A 20,114-nucleotide genomic window follows, 5' to 3' on the forward strand; every position below is an offset into this window, starting at 1 on the left:
CAATCTCAGTTAAATGAGGTTGTTTTTTTATATTGATATTTAAAGTTAAACATTTCCTTTTATACAAGGAAATGTTTATGTCAGAAAATACTACGCAAATTAATTTTTTAGAATATTTACATTATAAAAAAGGCTTGTTATAATGGCAACATAAAGTTTCATATATAGAAGTTGTGTTTCTATATATGAAACAATAAATAAATAAGAAAAGAGGGGAAGAAATGAAAGCGTTAGGAAAACATTTTGGTCTGATTTTTTTGGTGACGTTTCTTTTTGTTGTTGCAGCTGCATGTAGCAGCGGGGAGACTTCACAAACAGAAAACAAAAATGAAGGGGAAGCGACACAGGAAACATCGGAAAGTAATACTACAGAAGAAACTGGTGTAAACGAGGGTGGAGAATTAACAGTGGGTCTTTCAGCCAATCCAATGACTTTAGATCCAGTGAACTATACTACCGCATATGAAGGTCAAGTAATTAGAAGTATTGCTGATACATTAGTGATTTATAGTAATGACTTATCTGAAATTGAACCTGCTTTAGCGACAGAATGGGAAGTATCTGAGGACATGTTAACTTATACATTCAAGTTGCGGGATGACGTTTATTTTCAGCCTGGTGAATATCAAAATGGAAGACAAATGACAGCTGAAGATGTCAAATATAGCTTAGAGCGTTCGGCGAAACAATCGGCCATGAACCGGCTTCGTATGGTAGACCGTGTTGATGTTGTAGATGAATTTACTGTAAATCTGCACCTTAACGAAAAGAACTCAGCATTACTAGCTGTATTAACAGATGCTGGTAATGTTATTGTTCCAAAGGAAGAAGTAGAAGGTTGGGGCGACCAATTTGGTATGAACTTAGTAGGGACAGGCCCATTTCAATTGGATGAATGGAGAATTGATGACCAAATTAAGTTATCAAGACATGAAAACTATTGGTCACAAAGACCACACTTAGATTCCCTTATTTGGAAAGGTATTACAGATCAAAATATGATGGTGAATGCGCTTCGCTCAGGTGATATCGATATTGCAACTGATGTTCAGGGGCAAAATCGAGCGATATTAGAACAAGATGATAATTTTGAACTTTTAACTACTCCTGGCTTATCCATCGAATATGTCGCTTTAAATATGAAGGAAGGTCCAACAAAGGATATTCGTGTACGTGAAGCAATTAATTTAGCAACAAATGTCGATAACCTTGTGCAGGGAGTTTTCCAATATGGGGGAGCCGTGAGATCTTATCTTCCACTACCGAAAAGTTCATGGGGTTACGATCCATCATTAGAAAGTCTTGTCCCTGATTTTGATCCAGAAAGAGCAAAGGAATTACTTGCAGAAGCTGGCTACCCAGATGGATTTGAAATCGATTTATACGTCATTGAAAGACGTGTACCACATGCTACGATTTTTCAAAGTCAACTTAAAGAAAATTTAAATATTACTGTGAATATAAACGTAGTAGAAATGGGTGTTTTAACAGATGTTGCTTCAAAAGGAAATGCTCCGATGTACTTAATGGGCTGGAGCTGGTATCCAGATCCAGACTTCTTCCTATATCAAATGTTCCATAGTGATCAAATTGGAGCTCTTGGTAATGGATACGGGTTTGATAATGAAAAAGTGGATGAATTAATTAAGAAAGCTACATCAGAAACAGCAGAGCAAGAAGAACGTGCAGCCTTATATGTAGAGGCGCTTGAATTAATTGTTAAGGAATATCCGCGTGTAGAACTAAGTCTTATTGAAATTTCTGCGGGGATTAGTAAAAATGTCGAAGGTTTTGATGTTAGACCTGATAGTTCATATGTCATCGTTAATCCTAATACAAATGTTTCAATAAAAAAATAGGTTCCTCTATGAGAAGAATGGAGGCGATACGTCTTGCTGAAATTTACAATTAAAAGATTAATAAATATTATTCCTACTTTACTTATTGTTGCTACGATTGTTTTTGTTATCAACCGGATTATCCCTGGTGACCCAGCTGCTGTTATGCTGGGTCCCCAAGCTACAGTTGAAGATATTGCTGAAATGAGGATTAAGTTAGGTTTAGATCAGCCAATTTTTATGCAATACATCGATTATATTATTAACCTATTAAAAGGTGATTTTGGACAATCGATTTACTATAAGGAGTCAGTTCTTATACTTATCTTAGATCGATTTCCTAATACGGTATTACTTTCAGTAACCGCATTAATGATTGCTCTTTTAATTGGTATTCCTGCAGGTATGATCGCTGCAACTAAACAAAACTCTATATTAGATTATATTGTAATGTTGGGAGCGCTTGTGGGTGTTTCGATGCCTGTATTTTGGTTAGGTATAATGCTTGTGCTTCAATTTAGTGTAAACCTCGGCTGGTTTCCCGCAACTGGAATTGGATCTATGGATCAGGGGTTTGGAAATGTATTTATACATTTGATTTTACCAAGTATAACTCTTTCGACCATTCCTATGGCTACATTTGCAAGAATTACGCGATCGAGTATGTTAGAGGTTATCTCACAAGATTATATAAAGACAGCGAGAGCGAAAGGATTAAATGAATTTTTTATTATTGCGAAGCATGCACTCAAAAATGCACTAACGCCAATTTTAACAGTAATGGGGATGCAGATCTCTTTATTGTTAGGTGGTTCCGTTCTAACCGAAACTATCTTTAGTTGGCCTGGTATGGGTCGATTAATAATTGATGCTATTGATAAGCGTGATTTTATGATCGTTCAAGGTGCTGTTTTGTTTGTTGCACTTATCTTTGTTTTAGTTAATCTTATCGTTGATATTTTATATAAGGTAGTAAATCCACGTGTGAATTATACAACGAAAAAAGGGAGATAGAATATGGAAGATGCACCAGTTTCTACTAAAATAGAAGCCATCAAGCAACCAAAAACAACCGGAAATTTATTTTTAAAAAAATTGATAAAAAATAAATTAGCTGTAGTTGGACTGTTCATAATTATTATCATGGTTATTACAGCTATTTTTGCTCCGCTAATTGCAACCCATCCTCCTGAAGCTATGGATACAGGGAATGCTCTAGTAGACCTTGGGACAAATGGTCATATCCTTGGAACTGATAATTACGGTCGGGATCTATTTAGCAGAATTGTTTTTGGTACAAGGATTTCAATTATAGTAGGTATACTCTCAGTAGGTTTTGGAGCTGTTATCGGAACGTTTCTTGGCTTAATTTCAGGTTATTATGGTGGGCGGCTAGATAACATCATTATGAGATTGATGGATGGTTTGTTTGCTTTTCCATTTATATTATTAGCAATTACCTTAATGACGGCACTTGGAAATGGATTGATGAATGTTATTATTGCGATCGGTATAGCTTGTGTACCAGGGTTTGCTCGTCTAGTACGTGGACAGGTGTTAAGTGTAAAAGAAGAAGAGTTTGTTGAAGTGGCACGATCGATTGGATCGACAAACGGGAGAATTATTTTTACGAATATTCTACCAAACTGTCTCGCTCCGATTATTGTATATGGGACGATGAGTATTGCGGGTGCGATTTTGTCTGAAGCCGCTCTCAGTTTTTTAGGATTAGGTGTACAACCACCAACACCTACTTGGGGAAATATCTTGAAAGATGGAAAGGATTTCCTTGTTCTTTCACCCCATATGGCTACATTTTCTGGTCTAGCAATTCTACTAACAGTAGTAGGGTTTAATATTTTTGGTGACGGATTACGAGATTCACTAGATCCGAAAATGAAGGTTTAAATAGGAGGTGGAATGATGGTAGATCAATCAACGTTATTAAAAGTAGAGGACTTAGAAGTAGCATTTTATTCATCATCAAATACAGTTAAAGCTGTAAATGGTATTAGTTTTAACTTAAAACGTTCAGAGACGATAGGTATTGTTGGTGAATCTGGATCTGGGAAAAGTGTGACAGCAACATCTATTCTAGGGTTATTACCTCCACGCACGAGTAAAATTGAAAAAGGATCTATAACATTTGAAGGCAAAAATCTTGTCTCATTACCAGCAAAACAAATGCGAAAAATTCGTGGAAATGAAATCTCAATGATATTTCAAGATCCGATGACGTCTTTAAATCCAGTTTTTACGATTGGAAATCAACTTGTTGAAGTGATTTGTCTTCACCAAAACGTATCAAAAAAAGAAGGAATGCAACGTGCTATTGAAATGCTCAGGCTTGTTGGTATTCCGGAACCTGAGAAACGTATTAAACAATACCCCCATGAGTTTTCTGGTGGGATGAGACAACGTGCAATGATAGCTATTGCATTAGCATGCCAACCTAAATTACTTATAGCTGATGAACCAACAACAGCTCTTGATGTTACGGTACAGGCCCAAATACTCAACTTAATGAAAGATCTACAAGAAAAATTAGAGACGGCTATTATTTTAATTACTCACGATCTAGGAGTGGTTTGGGAGAATTGCGATAAAGTCATTGTAATGTATGCAGGTAACGCAGTTGAAGCTACGTCAACAGAAAATTTATACGAAAAACCGCTCCATCCATATACTTGGGGACTACTAGATTCACGTGTTAAGCCGGATGAGGATATGTTGACACCAGTACCAGGTAGTCCGCCAGACTTACGGAATGAAATTAAAGGTTGTGCATTTGCTACAAGGTGCAAATATGCTAAAGAGGTCTGCTTCGAGAAGAAACCTAGCTTAATAGAAGTAGAAAAAGATCATTCTGTTGCATGTCACTTTCAAAAAAATGATCAAAGATTGGTAAGGGATGGGGGATATCAATGAGTGAAACTTTGCTAGAAGTGAAAAACATTAAAAAATATTTCCCTGTAAATGATGGAGGTTTTTTTTCAAAGTCCAATAAATATTTAAAAGCTGTTGATGATGTTAGCTTCAAAATTAATAAAGGTGATACTGTGGGAGTTGTAGGAGAGTCTGGTTGTGGGAAATCAACGATGGCTAGACTTGTTAATCAACTTATCACCCCAACCTCAGGATCTGTTCTTTTTAATGGGAAAGATCTAACAACAATATCTGAAAAAGAGATACGATCAGCACGCAAGAATATTCAAATGATCTTTCAAAATCCATACGCTTCTCTAGATCCTAGGAAAAAAGTTGAAAAGCTTATTATGGAGCCGATGATCATTCATAAGATAGGGACAAGGAAAGAACAATTAAAGAGAGTTCATGAACTATTAGAAGTAGTCGGATTAAACTCTTATCATGGTGATCGGTACCCTCATGAATTTAGTGGTGGGCAAAGGCAGCGTATTAATATTGCCCGTTCTTTAGTGCTTAATCCAGATCTTGTGATTTGTGATGAGCCCGTTTCGGCATTAGATGTTTCTATACAAGCACAAATATTAAATCTATTAAAAGAATTACAAAAGGATTTTAATTTGACTTACATGTTTATTGCACATGATCTAGATGTTGTGCAATTCATCAGTGACCGAATTTTAGTGATGTATTTAGGTAAAGTAGTTGAGGCTGGAACGTATACGGATATTTACGACCGTCCTCAGCATCCATATACAAAAGCATTGTTATCAGCAGCACCCTTAAAGAGTCCGTTCGAGAAGAAAGAACGTTTTTTGTTAGAGGGAGATATTCCTAGTCCTATTGATCCGCCATCTGGTTGCCACTTTCATCAAAGGTGTCCATTTGCTGTGGAAAAGTGTCGTTCAATAGCCCCTGAACTAGAGCGATATCAGGGAGAACATAAAGTAGCATGTCATTTAACAGGAGAAATTTAATACAATGGAGGAGTTTATATGTCTTTTAAATATGTAACAGAACTTTATGAAATTCTTGATGATATTAATGTTAATGGAAATACAGTAGCAAAATATTTCGAAGATAATGGATTTAATACTGTTGATGTTAAAACCGTTACTGGAGAAAAAGGTAGTACCGACTTTATTAAAATTATGATACCAGGAAGAAACGGGAAATTATTTGGAGGAGATGCACCAACAATAGGAATTGTCGGTCGTTTAGGAGGAATTGGCGCACGTCCTGAACAAATTGGATTTGTCTCTGATGGAGATGGTGCATTAGCTGCTATATCGATTGCAGCTAAACTATCTAGTATGCAAAGAAAAGGTGATACGCTTGAAGGGGATGTTATTGTTACAACACATATTTGCCCAGTTGCCCCTACGCAACCACATGACCCAGTCCCTTTTATGGATTCACCCGTTGATATTTTAACGATGAATAAGTATGAAGTTGTAAAAGATATGGATGCCATTATTTCAATTGATACAACGAAGGGGAACAAGGTTGTAAATCATAATGGCTTTGCGATTACTCCTACGGTCAAAGAGGGTTATATTTTACGTGTTAGTAATGATTTGCTAGATTTAGTGCAACAAACAACCGGTAAAAATCCTGTAACTTTACCAATTACAACACAAGATATCACACCTTATGGAAATGGACTTTACCATATTAATAGTATCTTGCAACCAGCGGTAGCAACGGATAAGCCTGTAGTTGGTGTAGCTATTACTACTGAAGCGGCTGTAGCAGGTTGTGGAACAGGTGCAACACACTTGATTGATGTAGAAAGTACCGTCCGTTTTGCAATAGAAGTAGCAAAGGTGTATGGTCGTAAGAAGTGTTCTTTTTACAATGAAGTAGAGTTTGAAAAAATGAAAAGTTTATATGGTGATATGAGTCATTTGCAAACATTAGGTCAGAAGGTGAGTTCATGATTGCAGATTTAAAATACCAAGCCATTTTAGCTGTTGAAAAAAATAAAGAAGAATTACTTCATCTATGCTCTAAATTAATTCAATTTCCGAGTGAAAACCCTGTTGGTAATTCTACTCCAATTAGCCATTATATTGCCGATTATTTAAAACAATATGAAATTGATACAGATTGGTACGAGGCTGGACAAGATATGTGGAATTTGATTGCGAAGGTTGGAAATTCAGATGGGAAGATGTTAATTTATTGCGGACATACTGACGTCGTTCCTGCTGGTGATTTAAATCGTTGGGACTTCAATCCGTTTTCTGGTGAAATAAAGGATGGTTGGATGCTTGGGCGAGGAGCAAGTGATATGAAAGCTGGCCTCGCAGGAATTATTTTTGCAACTACGGTATTGAAAAGACTAGATATTTCACTTCCTGGAGAACTTTGTTTGGCAATCGTTCCTGATGAAGAAACTGGAGGAGAATTAGGTGTTCCATGGTTGTTGGAAAGAGGGTTAGTAAAGGGGGATGGTTGTTTAATTGCAGAACCTTCTTCTCCTTTAAATCCTACTCTAGGTCAAAAAGGGTCGTTATGGTTTAAGTTGACGGTTTATGGGGAACAGGCACATGGAAGTTTGGGACCAATAGCCGGAAAGAATGCAATAACAGATACGATAAAGGCAATTGAAAAAATAGCTAAAGTTTGGCATATGGAAATAACGATTCCTGAAGAGGTTAAACCAATCATAGAAATTTCGAAAAAATACATGAGTGAAAATGAAAGATCACAATATATGCATATACTAGAAAAGGTTTCAATAAATGTTGGAACGATAAAAGGTGGTACGAAATCAAATATGGTACCTGATACCTGTGCAGTAGAGATTGATTGCAGATTACCTTTTGGGATAACGAAAGAAGAAGTATTGTCTTTTATTCATGATGAATTGTCTAAATTAGGAATCACATATGAAATAGAAGAGTTTGGTTTCAGGAGCAATGCCAATTACACTGCACCTGAAGATCCGGTATGCGAAGCGATTGTGAATAATATTAAATTCGTAACTGGACAAGATGCGTATGGTGTCATGCAATGGGCTAGTAGTGATGCTAGACATTTTAGAAAGTATGACATTCCAGTTCTGCAATATGGACCTGCCTATTTACCTAGTATCCATAACTTTAATGAAAAAGTTCCTGTTGAAGATATTATTCGTTGTGCCAAAGTATATGTAGCCGCTGCAATTGATTTTTTATACAATAAGTGATAGATCGTATTATTATTTGTAAGTAAGGAGATACCAAAATGCTAAAAACGTTAGACCAATCATTAAAAGTACTTATGGCTTTCACGAAAGATAGACCTACGTGGGGGGCTCGTGAACTAGCAAAAGAACTAGACCTAAACGCAACAAATGTGTATCGTATCCTTGCTACTTTTGAAGAAAATCGCTTTCTATCAAAAGATCCTGTAACGAAAAAATATTCATTAGGTATTAAATTGTGGGAATTAGGGTTACTAGTACATGATAATCATGGTATTTCAGAATTCATTAAGCCTATTCTAGAAGATTTAATGGAGAAAACAGGGGAATCTGTTTTCTTAACCGTTTTAGATGGAAATGAAGCTCTAACATTAGATGTGGTTGAGCCTCAGGATAAAGTCAAGTTTTCGGTAACGATAGGTAGCAGGGCTCCCTTGTATGTGGGAGCTTCCTACCGTTCGATTTTAGCATTCATGCCAGATGAAGAAATTAATAAGATAATCTCAGGGGGCTTAAAGGCATACACATCATCGACGATTGTAGACCGAGAACAGTTACGAGCTGAACTAGAATTAATTAAAGAACAAGGCTGGGCAAGAAGTGAAGGAGAGTTTACCAAAGATGTTATAGCTATTGCTGTACCATTATTTTATAAAGATGAAGTGAAAGCTTCGCTTACAGTTTCAGGACCTACTTATCGTATTACGGAAGAGGCTATTCAATATATTCTCATTCATATTAAAGAAGCTAGTGCAGAGATTATGAAATTAATGGAAAAATACCAATTCGCATTAAACAAGTATTAATAATCATAATCCAGTACTCGTTATTATTTCAATAGAATTTGTTTTATAAAATTCAAAAAAGTGGTGATTAAAATGGACGTATCAGCTGCATTAAAGCTTGGAGTTTTACAACAAGGCAAAGTATTAGCAGGAAAAAAAGGTGTAAATCGACAAATTAAAGCAGCTGAAGTAATGGAAGTACCAGATATAAATGAGTGGTTAACGGAAGGAATTTTGATTATTTCTACTTTTTACTCGATAAAGGATTTACCAAAAGCACAAATAGAAATGTTTAAAGCATTAATAAAAGTAAATGGAGCTGGCCTTATTATTAAAGTAGGGAGATATGTAAAGGAACTTCCACAAGAAATGTACGATTTAGCAAACAAACATGATATGCCTATTATTACTCTCCCACTAGACGTTTCTTTTGTTAATGTATTAACCGTATTATTTGAAAAAATCTATGAGGAGAAAAAAACAAACCAGATCGAACAATTACAACTAATGAATAAGCTCGTAAATACAGAAGTAAAAAGTTTAAACGATTTTCTTGTAGAATTATCTTCTATTACTAAAGAAAACGTATATTTCGAAAGCCGCGATTTCCGTTTAATATCATTTTCAAAAACAGAAAAAGATAAAAGACGAAAAAATTTTTCCTTTTTGAGTTTTCCCCAATCAACTATTTCATCTGTGGAGTACAAGAAATATATGAGCATTAACGATTATATGATAGAAAATGATCGGATGATCATCCCAGTAGATGAGGCAGGAGAACGTATAGGATATTTAAATATTATATTAAAAAATTCTAAGGCATTAGTAGGCATTCTTGAAAGTAGTAGGGTCAGTATTAAAAAGCAGACGAAATTATTGTTTTTAAAAGATCGATATGAAATTGAAAAACGCTTTTTCCAAGAAAGTCAATGGATCAAGGATTTAATTCGTAAAAAGAAAGTGCTCGATTATTCTTCTATTAGTAATTGGCTCAATTTAGAAAGTAATCACTTATATGGATTATATGCTCTCGACTTTTTTAGTTTAGAACAGTCAATTCCAGAAATTATAAGCAATGAAAAGATTACTCATTTATTATATAAAAAAATATATAAAGTTATAGATCGTAAGCTTCCAAGTTCACTTCTCTTTCGTTCAGGTAAGTATCTTTATGGCTTATACGTGTGTAATGACCGTCAAAGCCGTCCCATGATGATTGAAAAAATTCACAATGTCGTAACCCAACTCGACCGTGAATTAGAATGTGATATTTATTGCGGCATAAGCCTGTTACATGAGCAATTGACTGATATTGATAAGGCGAAGGATGAAGCAAAGCTAGCTTTACGAATGAGAGAAGATATATGCATTAACGATAAAATAATCATTTATGAACAAATGGGACTTAATAAAATTTTGTTAAAGCTAAAGAACGATAAAGATGTTCTGCACTTTTTTGATGTAACCCTTGGGGAATTAAAATTTAATGATAATGAGAATGAGGAACTCATCCAAACTCTTGATATATTTTTAGAGGAAAATGGGAACCATTCAAAGACATCAGAAAGAATATACATTCATCGTCGGACATTGAAATATCGTTTAAATAAGATTGAATCGATCTTAAATATTAACTTGGACGATAGTGATACACGTTTCTTACTTTATCTCTTACTAAAAATAAGAAAGCTAAATTCAGCATAGCCGCTTAATGCGGCTATTTTTTTGTAGAAAAGAAGACGGAACTAGAGAGCATGAAGGAAATTCAAAAAGAGCTTCCGCTCGCTGCGGCTTCGTTGAATTTTAAGTTGGCTAATCATATTATCTTTTTTCATTTTGGTTATGAGCGGTGCTCATGAATGGTTTTATAATTCAGCATGACAAGGCTAAAAATATCAAAATGAACAAATTTTTTCAAAAATCATTGCACATTATGCGGATTACATCGTTAATTCAGAAAATTTATAATAAAACAAAAGGAAGGGGGGATAAGGCAGCGATGTTAGGGATTATACGTGTATTAACTACGGAAGATGAAGCTGTTTTGCAAGAACATTCGCGAATGATGAAAGAGGAGTTTAATATTGATACGGTTTCTCGGTGTATTCCAGAGCAATGGAATGGAATACACAATGATGAGACATTACGGCTAGCGATGCCCAAAATTGAAGCTTTAGTTAAAAGTATGGTCGAGCAAGATGGTGTATCTGCGGTCACGATCAGTTGTGCAGCAGATCCTGCGGTGGAAACGAGCCGGAATCTCGTAGATGTTCCAGTGTACGGGGCTGGAGAAGTAGGGGCTCACACAGCACTGATGGTCAGTCACAAAGTTGGTGTACTTGGTATAACTCCAGAAATACCACCAAATATTGCAAAGATACTAGGTCATAATCTCCTAGATTATACGAGGCCAGAAGGTGTGTCATCTACTGTAGACTTGTTAGCTGAAGATGCAATGAGCCGTGCAATTTCTGCATGTCAAGAGCTTGTCAACAAAGGGGCAACGAGTATTTTATTTGCGTGTACAGGTTTTTCTACAATCGGTTTAAAACGTGAGTTAGTTAAAATCGTTAATGTTCCTATTATCGATTTAGTACAAGCTCAAGCCATTGCATATTCACTAACAACATAAAAAGGAGGAGATACAATATGCACCAGAAGTTTGATTTTTCTCTTGTTATTTTTTCAATTTTAGTTGCCATCCTTGGAGCTATTATCGGAATGCAAATCATCGTAACGTTAGGGATTACTCCTAATACATCTATTATTGGTGCACTCATCGCCATGCTTATCGCACGTATTCCAATGCAAATTTTTTATCGATATAAGTCACTAGAAAATCAAAATCTCCTGCAAACAACGATCTCTTCTGCGACATTCGGTGCAGCTAATAGTTTACTAATTCCTATTGGTTTACCTTTTGTATTAGGAAGACCAGATCTTATTATCCCGATGCTTATCGGTGCAGGTATTGCTTTAATTATTGATGCACTAATTCTTTATAAAGTTTTTGATTCTAAATTATTCGGATCAAATGAAGCTTGGCCGCCAGGAGTTGCTACTGCAGAAGCGTTAAAAGCTGGAGATCAAGGTGGGAAAAAAGCGAAATATCTTGGAATTGGAATTGCTGGAGGAATTGCAGGTGCATGGGCTGGTATTCCTATGTCAGCCTTCGGTGTAGCCTTTATAGGTAACATTTGGGCGTTAACCATGTTTGGGATTGGATTACTTATAAAAGGGTATTCTCTACCTGTTTTTAATGTCAATTTAGATGAGTATTATATTCCACATGGGATGATGATTGGTGCAGGTCTAGTAACTCTTATTCAATTTATTTTAACTATCACAAAAGATCGTAAAGCGCGTTTAGAAGATCAAGTTGCAGCAACGGCTGAAGATAATTGGGTCAATACCCGAACAGAGAAAGATGTAACAAAAGCTTTTGGGTATGGTTATGTTGCTTTTATCGGTGGTGCACTAATAGTTGCATTAATCGGTGGACTGGTTTCCGAATTATCACTTGGTAAGTTACTATTATTCTTATTATTTGCAGCACTTGCAGCACTTGTAACACAAATCATTGTAGGAGTTGCAGCGATGCACTCAGGATGGTTCCCAGCCTTTGCAGTAACCTTAATTTCATTAATTGTTGGTATGCTATTTGGTTTTCCACCAATTGCATTAGCTTTCTTAGTAGGGTATACAGCAGCAACTGGACCAGCCTTTGCTGATTTAGGTTATGACTTTAAAAGTGGAACATTGATTCGTAATACAACAGATATAAAAATGGAGCTTTATGGCCGGAAAATGCAATTGAAATCTGCACTGATCGGTTTCGGTGTTGCGATTATTATGGTTGCTTTCTTTCACAACGTATTCTTTTTACAAAACTTGGTTCCGCCAGTTGACCGAGTATACGCAGCAACGATTGAGGCAGGTATTACTGGAAGTGCAGGGATGTACTTACTTTTATGGGCAATTCCAGGTGCAATTATTCAATTTATTGGAGGCCCTAAGCGACAAATGGGAGTTTTGTTTGCAACAGGTCTACTTATTACGTTCCCAATCGCTGGTTGGGCGGTTCTTTCAGGGATTTTATTACGTTTAATCATCCTTAAAGTACGTGGGCCACAAGCAGAAGCGACAATGTATACGACAGCAGCAGGCTTTATTGCAGGTGATGCTATATTCAGCTTCTTTACTTCGATTTGGAAAGCGAGATAGTCATTTGTGTCATTAAAATGGTGCTAATCGATAGGTGAATCAATAAAACGCAGATGTATTCAATTAAAGGGAGTGGAATGATGGAGAAGAGAACGATGACCCTTGAATTAATGGAGCAAGCCGTATACGGTGGCGCTATATTAGGCGGCGGCGGTGGTGGCTGGATTCATGATGGGTTGCAAAAAGGGAAATTAGCCTTAGAAATTGGAGAAATAAACCTGATCACTGTTGATCAATTAGAAGATGCTGATTATGTAGCGTGTGTGTCCCTTGTAGGGGCACCTGCTGCTAAAAGTCAATATATAAATGCAAAACAGCTATATTCAACTGTAGAATTACTTCAAAAAAATTTTCATAGTCCTGTAAAGGCGTTAATGACAAATGAAAATGGAGCTGCTACAACAGTAAACGGATGGATACAAGCGGCACTAACAGGATTACCAGTCATCGACGCACCGTGCAATGGACGGGCGCACCCTACAGCTTCAATGGGGTCAATGAACTTATCTGAAATGGATGGCTATCTCTCGTATCAAGCAGCAGCAGGTGGGAGAGATAGTTATGAAATTTCAGGATTTGTAAGTGGTACTATTCAATATACTTCTAATATCATTCGACAAATGTCTGTTGAAGCAGGAGGTCTGGTTGGTGTAGCGAGAAATCCTGTTCAAATAGGCTATATCAAGGAAAATGCTGCTGTTGGAGGAATTAATCAAGCAATTGCTTTAGGAGAAGTATTTCTAAATGAAAAAGATCCACTTCATAAAATTGAGGCTGTTGCTACAAAACTTCAAGGTCGTGTAATCAAAGTAGGAAAAACTCGCGATTATTCAATTTCAACAAAGGGTGGATTTGATGTCGGGAAGTTGTATGTGGATGATTTAGAACTAACATTTTGGAATGAGTATATGACAGCAGAAGAAAATGGAGACCGAAAAGGAACATTTCCGGATTTACTTATGACCTTTGACACAGAGACAGGATTACCTATTGTAAGTGCTGAAATGGAAAATGGTCGTAATATTGCTGTTATGTCTGTACCAAAGGAGCGCCTTTTACTAAGCTCGACGATGTCCAACAAAGTACTACTTAAAACAGTAGAGTCTATTATAAATAAACAAATAGTTTTTAATTAGATTTAGAGAAAGGAAGAAGAAAAATGTCACTTCAATATACAATGCAATTTATCGAAATACTAGATGACCCATCAATAAATGGGAAGAAGATCGTTGAATTTTTTCAAGAGTATGAGTATGTAGAAGCATCATGTGAAACAGTTGAAGGGAAAGCTGGCTCCACTGATTTTATTAAAATTTTAATTAAAGGTACGAATGGAAAATCATCAGGTGGTTCAGCTAAAACATTTGGTATTGTTGGACGACTAGGAGGCATTGGGGCACGTCCTTCCAGAATTGGATTAGTGTCTGATGCTGATGGCGCCGTTGCAGCTGTTGCCACAGCTGCAAAACTTGCAGAGATGTCAAAAAAAGGTGACCGACTAAAAGGCGATGTCTATGTAACAACACATATTTGTCCAAATGCACCGACTCAACCTCATGAACCAGTAGATTTTATGGGATCACCAGTAGATATTTTGACAATGAATAAATATGAGGTGCTGCCAGAAATGGAAGCTATTTTATCTATTGATACAACAAAAGGTAATCGCATAATAAACCATAAAGGTGTTGCACTTTCACCTACTGTTAAAGAAGGGTATGTCTTAAAATTCAGTGAAGATTTATTACGTATTTTAGAAATGTCATCTGGTCAGCTACCAGCAACTTTTACTGTAACAACACAGGATATTACCCCTTATGGTAACGGTGTTTATCATATTAACTCAATTCTTCAACCATCAGTTGCAACAGATGTTCCTGTAGTAGGGTTAGCAATTACAGCAGAATCTGCAGTTCCTGGGTGTGGTACTGGTGCTAGTCATGAATTGGATATCGCTCAATCTGTCCGATTTGCTATTGAAATCGCGAAAGAATTTACAGCTGGTACGATTTCTTTTTATGATGAAAAGGAATTTAATCAACTTGTAAACTTGTATGGTTCTATGAGTGTGCTGCAAACACTCGGGAAGGACGTTTAAATATGGATGAAAAAATTGGTCTAATTACGATTGGTCAATCGCCTCGTATCGACATGACACCTGAAATGCAAGAGTTATTAGGACCAATGATTGAATTTGTAGAAGCGGGTGCTTTGGATGATTTGTCGGATATAGAGATTGAACAGTTAGCGCCTAATAAAGATGAGACTGTGTATATTTCAAGATTAAGAAATGGAAAAAGTGTAAAGCTATCAAAACCAAAATTACTACCTTATTTACAACAAAAGATAAATAAGGTAGAAGAAGGGGCATCAAGTTCAATTGTTGTATGTACTGGTAGTTTTCCGACCCTTACACATACGAAACCATTATTATTTCCTGATCAAGTATTAAAGCATGTTGTCGAAGCCGTATTAGGAAATGGAACGATAGGAGTAATTGTTCCTTTAGAAGAACAAAAAAAGCAAATGTTAGAAAAATGGGATAAAATTCCTGTAGTTGTCGAAGCTGTATCCCCATATGAAGAATCTGACTTTGAAGGACCAGCAAGAGAATTAAAGGATAAAGGTGCTTCGATCATAGTCCTTGATTGTATGGGTTATAAAGAAGCTCATAAGCAAATGGTAAAATCTGTGACTGGCCTCCCAACGATTTTATCAAGAAGTGTTGTGGCTAGAGTTGCCGCAGAATTAGCATAGAAAGAACGGCTTTCCGTTCTTTCTACTCCTATGTAAGCAGAAAAGAGGTGAGTTATTATATATATATTTGCCTTACTAATGTTGAGTACTTTATGGGGCTCAACATTTTTTTGGACAAAAATATTATTGGTAGACTTTCATCCTATTTCGATCGTTTTTTTTAGATGCTTGTTTGGTGTTTTGTTCTTACTCCCATTTCTTATAAAACAAAAGGCTTTTTCTAAGATAAAACTATCACCTTCATTAATAATTATTAGTTTATTAGGTGCAACAGTACCATGGACATTAATGACAATGAGTGTGCAATACTTAGAAACTACTTTAACAGGGATAATAAACTCACTTACACCCATTTTTGGTATGTTATTGAGTATTATCGTCTTAAAACATCGCCCAAGATCGTTTGACTGGCTAAGTTTATTTTTAGGTTTTGTTGGAGTGGTTATTATTTTTATCGTTCAAAATAAAAGCATTCCATCTTCTGAAATTTTAGGTGTGTTAATCCTCCTAGTTGCAACTTTTAGTTATTCATTCACAAGTATACTCTCAAGTAAATATCAAAAAAGTACGTCACCATATATTTTAGCATTTACGACGTTGTTTACTGCAACGATAGTTTGTGGGATAATTATGGTTTTTGTTCAGCCGGATGGTTATTCGTATTTATATGAACCAACCAATTTTTCTGTATATCTTATTTTAGGTATGTTAAGCTCTGGGCTTGGCTATGTTGTATTCTATTATTTAGTTTCGTATGGTGGCCCAGTTTATGCCCTTTTTATAACATATATTATGCCTATAGTTACTATAATGTTGGGTTACTTTTTCTTAGATGAGAGCGTAACCGGTAGTATGATTATTGGATTATTATTTATTTTAATTAGCATTACCTTAATGAATTATCAAAAGAGAAGGGAGAAGGACAAATTTGAGTCAGCTTAATACGTTTTTACCAATCGTAAAAAATATGATGAAACAAAATGTGTGTGCTTTTGGAGATGAATATGTTGTAGTTTTAACGGATTTTGAAAAAGAGGAAATTGGACGGCTTGTATTTGATAGTCTATGTAAACTTAGTTTTAAGACTGATTTCGTATTGATGCAAACGCGATCCCGCTCTGGAGAGGAACCACCTGCTACGATAGCAGCAATGATGAAAACGGCTGATATTTGTTTTTGCATTTGTCAACATTCATTAACGCATACAAAAGCTAAGAAAGAAGCTAGCCAAACAGGAACAAAAGTGATTACAATGCCAGGGATAACGATGGATATGTTCACAGAAGGAGCTATGAAGGCTGATTATGAAAAAGTTGAAAAACTTACAAATTTATTTACAGAAAAGCTAACTGCCTCTGACAAAATAAGGATACAAACTGGGCAAGATAATGAGTATTTACTTACCATTAATATTAAAAACAGAGAGGGAATTAATAGCACAGGTGTATTTAAGAATAATGGTGCATCTGGGAATCTTCCATCTGGTGAAAGTTATATTGCTCCTCAACTTGAAAATTCCTTTGGTGAAATTTTAATTGATGGTTCCATAGCTGGAATTGGAAAAGTGTCTACACCAGTCTTACTAAAGGTAGAGAATGGTCGACTAGTTTCTGCAAGTGGTTCGGAAGGTGAAAAGCTTTTAGAGTTACTTGGTGAAGGTGATGGAAGGTGCATTGCAGAATTTGGAATTGGAACGAATAACGCAGCACGTGTAACAGGAAATATATTAGAAGATGAGAAAGCATACGGAACCATTCATATTGCATTTGGCTCTAATCTTACCTTTGGCGGAACGATAGACGCAGGTGTTCATTTAGATTGTGTTACTAAAAAACCTTCAGTTTGGATAAGTAGCGAAAAAGTAGTGGAAAATGGTACCGTCTAATTTTAAGAAGTTCAGAGTTTAATCTATTATCATATACCTGATCTGTAGTTTGGGATTTAACGATTACTTAGAAAAGTGAAGATTGAATTGGCATATTTATGTACATTAAAGTAATAAAGAAGTGAACGTGACTTTAATTAAGGTGTGATAGAGTTAGCCCAAAGCAACACAGCTTTCTTAATGACAGACCCAAATTAAGGTTCCGTTCACTAAATATCCTTTACACGATACAGATGATCGCGAACATTGTAAATTGGCGTACAGTAATTTTGTCATTATCAATTATATTTCTTTCCATTCTTTAACACCTCTCGTAACAGAACTATAAAGATTAGACGTATCAAAAGAAAAATGGCAGAGGGGCGGAAGATTTTTGAATAGAATTACGAAGTAAAAAATGACTCCGTCGCTATCTGTGACAAAAGAAGAGATTGATACTGGAATTGAGGTGCTATCCAATTTCAAAAGGAAAAAGGTATCATGATCAGCCGTTAATTTTAATATTGACCTTTAAGGTTGTTGTGAAGATTTGGAAATGAGAAGTATTTTTTCTAGTACAAAATTACTTAGAATTAGGAGGGACCAGCAATAGGTGTTGCTGGTCCAATCTTTTTATATAGAACAAATTTTTCTTGAAACAAAAGAAGCGGACTTGGTAGTAAATATAAAAATATAAAAGCTTTTATAATTATTGATAGTATTTAAGAGTCAGATTTACTTGTTTTAGGGTAGTAGGAAAAGCCTGGATATTTTACGACTTGCACTTTTTCTTTTCTCAGCGCAGCTATAAATTCAGAATCTACATTTAAATTTTCCTGTACTAGCTCATGAGGAGTTAGTGCGAGTGATTGATTTAGCGAAACATCAGCATATCGAGAACTTTTAAAAACTGCTAAAAACCATAAAGATGTATCTCCAGTGTTTTGAATATAATGCCCATAGGGATGTGGTACATAACCTACATCACCTGCACGGTAATCGAACGTTCGTGCTTGGCTGTTGGCAGCAAATACCGTCATTCGTGCAGTCCCTGTCAAGTAATATTGCCACTCATCTGTCGGATGCCAATGAATTTCCCTCATTGCCCCCGGCTTGACTTCGACTAACGCTGCTGCAGTTGTAGTTGATATAGGAAAGTTGGTGGAATCGACTACTCGGACTGTCCCGCCAGGATATACACTTGGCTCCTGTGCGTGCAGTCGATGAGTATAACTCTTTGGTACAGTACCGTAGGGATCGGGTACTTGTTGACTTGCCAGTGGACCAGGAATCTTTCCTTGAAAAATATACACCTGGTTTTTGGGAATGTGAGAAAAAGTACTTTTTGGTACACCGAAATTTGCCGATAATACGTCCTTAGGTGTGTGTGCGAAGTAATCTGAAATAGAGAAAGTGTCTAGATCAGAAAAGCTACCGTTGTCAAAAACGAGAAGAAACTCGCAGCCTTCATCAAGACCTTGAATTGAGTGTAGTAATCCAGGGGGAAAGAACCACAAGTCTCCTGGTCCGACGTCAGCAATAAAGTTTCTACCATCTTGGTCGACAGCAGTGATACGAGCGGAACCCCAAATCATGTAGGCCCATTCCGATTCTTTATGCCAATGTAACTCACGGACACCCCCTGGCGTCAAAGCCATGTTTACTCCCGCTAATGTGGTTGAAATCGGCAGTTCTCTTGTAGTTACCTGACGTGACCATCCACCATGTTTTAATGTCATAGGCGTATCGGAAAATGAAAACTTTAAGTTGGGGATCCCTCCAGTATCGGTAGGAGGTGGGACTAGCATATCTGGGTTCTGCATGTCTCGCATAATGTCCCTTGGACCAAGGTCTACAAAACCGGCACCATCTTTTCGAATTGGCTGCGGAACATTTTCATATTCAGGTCTGGTACGATTATGGTTTCCCAAAGAAATTTACTCCCTTCATTCCGACATTCTTCAATCCGTTAAAATCCTTAATTATGTTATGAAGGTAAACAGGAGGTTATGATGATTTCTGTATTTGTTTTGTTAGAATAATGTGGTATTCATATTAATACTATAGGCATCAACTATTACTTATGTACATCGCTTTAGGGTTCATCCATAAATGTATTGCTTCATCTCTCATAAATTAATTTTTGAAATAAAAAAGGTGGTGCCCACGTGGAGCACCATTCTTCTATTAATCAGTCCGTAACCGAAGTAAAGAGAGTACCCGTTGTCCAATCGATAGGCTCATTTGTTTTGTGTACTCTCTAATTCGGAAAAATTTCTTACGACTAATTAACATTACATTGTCAGCCTTTGTAAGTTTTTCTGTTACTTGAGTGAAATACTGGTTAGTTATGACGGCTTTTTCATTGGACTTCGCTATAAGTATTTCACGTACTGTAGATACTCCAATAATAGACCAGTAATTTATCGTTAGAATATGCTCTTTTTTTTGACTCATTATCATATCCCCCATAAATCATTTCCTTTATTATTCCAAGGACTAGGGTTAATATGTAATGTCAAGATGACAAG

The 20,114-nt window shown here is 36.3% G+C and carries 18 protein-coding genes; 16 read left to right on the forward strand and 2 right to left on the reverse strand.

The window, feature by feature from the left end:
- The first annotated feature begins 221 nt into the window (after positions 1 to 221).
- From J0N78_RS13510 to J0N78_RS13585, 16 genes are all read left to right on the forward strand, one after another.
- On the forward strand, positions 222 to 1,859 hold the full coding sequence (locus J0N78_RS13510; RefSeq protein WP_209123635.1) for an ABC transporter substrate-binding protein: 1,638 nt from the start codon (positions 222 to 224) through the stop codon (positions 1,857 to 1,859).
- 33 nt (positions 1,860 to 1,892) lie between these two features.
- Positions 1,893 to 2,852, forward strand: coding sequence for an ABC transporter permease (locus J0N78_RS13515; protein WP_209123636.1), 960 nt, complete (start codon positions 1,893 to 1,895; stop codon positions 2,850 to 2,852).
- Positions 2,853 to 2,855: 3 nt separating this feature from the next.
- The gene (locus J0N78_RS13520) at positions 2,856 to 3,746 is read left to right on the forward strand and encodes an ABC transporter permease (RefSeq protein WP_209123637.1); all 891 of its coding nucleotides are present in this window, start codon (positions 2,856 to 2,858) and stop codon (positions 3,744 to 3,746) included.
- A gap of 15 nt (positions 3,747 to 3,761) precedes the next feature.
- On the forward strand, positions 3,762 to 4,766 hold the full coding sequence (locus J0N78_RS13525; RefSeq protein ID WP_209123638.1) for an ABC transporter ATP-binding protein: 1,005 nt from the start codon (positions 3,762 to 3,764) through the stop codon (positions 4,764 to 4,766).
- Positions 4,763 to 5,740: an ABC transporter ATP-binding protein gene (locus J0N78_RS13530; RefSeq protein ID WP_209123639.1), complete on the forward strand. Its 978-nt coding sequence runs from the start codon at positions 4,763 to 4,765 to the stop codon at positions 5,738 to 5,740. The genes J0N78_RS13525 and J0N78_RS13530 overlap by 4 nt, the downstream gene beginning before the upstream one ends.
- 18 nt (positions 5,741 to 5,758) lie before the next feature.
- Positions 5,759 to 6,703, forward strand: a complete 945-nt coding sequence (locus tag J0N78_RS13535) for a DUF1177 domain-containing protein (RefSeq protein WP_209123640.1) — start codon at positions 5,759 to 5,761, stop codon at positions 6,701 to 6,703.
- Positions 6,700 to 7,956, forward strand: a complete 1,257-nt coding sequence (locus J0N78_RS13540) for a M20 family metallopeptidase (protein ID WP_209123641.1) — start codon at positions 6,700 to 6,702, stop codon at positions 7,954 to 7,956. The genes J0N78_RS13535 and J0N78_RS13540 overlap by 4 nt, the downstream gene beginning before the upstream one ends.
- 38 nt (positions 7,957 to 7,994) lie before the next feature.
- Entirely contained in the window at positions 7,995 to 8,759 is a 765-nt protein-coding gene (locus J0N78_RS13545) for an IclR family transcriptional regulator (protein ID WP_209123642.1), read from the forward strand.
- A gap of 72 nt (positions 8,760 to 8,831) precedes the next feature.
- The gene (locus J0N78_RS13550) at positions 8,832 to 10,442 is read left to right on the forward strand and encodes a PucR family transcriptional regulator (RefSeq protein ID WP_209123643.1); all 1,611 of its coding nucleotides are present in this window, start codon (positions 8,832 to 8,834) and stop codon (positions 10,440 to 10,442) included.
- Between the two features lie 295 nt (positions 10,443 to 10,737).
- A complete protein-coding gene (locus tag J0N78_RS13555; protein ID WP_209123644.1) occupies positions 10,738 to 11,370 on the forward strand; it encodes an aspartate/glutamate racemase family protein in 633 nt (210 codons plus the stop codon).
- Between the two features lie 17 nt (positions 11,371 to 11,387).
- Complete coding sequence (locus tag J0N78_RS13560; protein WP_209123645.1) at positions 11,388 to 12,962, forward strand: OPT/YSL family transporter; 1,575 nt, start codon at positions 11,388 to 11,390, stop codon at positions 12,960 to 12,962.
- Positions 12,963 to 13,042: 80 nt separating this feature from the next.
- The gene (locus J0N78_RS13565) at positions 13,043 to 14,098 is read left to right on the forward strand and encodes an S-methyl thiohydantoin desulfurase family protein (RefSeq protein WP_209123646.1); all 1,056 of its coding nucleotides are present in this window, start codon (positions 13,043 to 13,045) and stop codon (positions 14,096 to 14,098) included.
- Between the two features lie 23 nt (positions 14,099 to 14,121).
- A complete protein-coding gene (locus J0N78_RS13570) occupies positions 14,122 to 15,060 on the forward strand; it encodes a DUF1177 domain-containing protein (protein ID WP_209123647.1) in 939 nt (312 codons plus the stop codon).
- A 2-nt stretch (positions 15,061 to 15,062) separates the two neighbouring features.
- Complete coding sequence (locus J0N78_RS13575) at positions 15,063 to 15,719, forward strand: AroM family protein (RefSeq protein WP_209123648.1); 657 nt, start codon at positions 15,063 to 15,065, stop codon at positions 15,717 to 15,719.
- Positions 15,720 to 15,782: 63 nt separating this feature from the next.
- Complete coding sequence (locus J0N78_RS13580; RefSeq protein ID WP_307794937.1) at positions 15,783 to 16,661, forward strand: DMT family transporter; 879 nt, start codon at positions 15,783 to 15,785, stop codon at positions 16,659 to 16,661.
- Positions 16,648 to 17,604: an aminopeptidase gene (locus tag J0N78_RS13585; protein ID WP_247747299.1), complete on the forward strand. Its 957-nt coding sequence runs from the start codon at positions 16,648 to 16,650 to the stop codon at positions 17,602 to 17,604. Before J0N78_RS13580 ends, J0N78_RS13585 begins: the two co-directional genes overlap by 14 nt.
- A 701-nt stretch (positions 17,605 to 18,305) precedes the next feature.
- Here the strand turns inward: J0N78_RS13585 and J0N78_RS13590 are convergent.
- Positions 18,306 to 19,514, reverse strand: coding sequence for an oxalate decarboxylase family bicupin (locus J0N78_RS13590; protein WP_247747300.1), 1,209 nt, complete (start codon positions 19,512 to 19,514; stop codon positions 18,306 to 18,308).
- 256 nt (positions 19,515 to 19,770) lie between these two features.
- Positions 19,771 to 20,040 (reverse strand): hypothetical protein, encoded by a 270-nt coding sequence (locus tag J0N78_RS13595; RefSeq protein ID WP_209123650.1) that lies wholly within the window; start codon positions 20,038 to 20,040, stop codon positions 19,771 to 19,773.
- Positions 20,041 to 20,114 lie beyond the last annotated feature (74 nt).

The organism is Alkalihalobacillus sp. BA299, from assembly GCF_017745675.1.
Classification (GTDB): Bacteria; Bacillota; Bacilli; order Bacillales; family Bacillaceae_F; genus Alkalihalobacterium.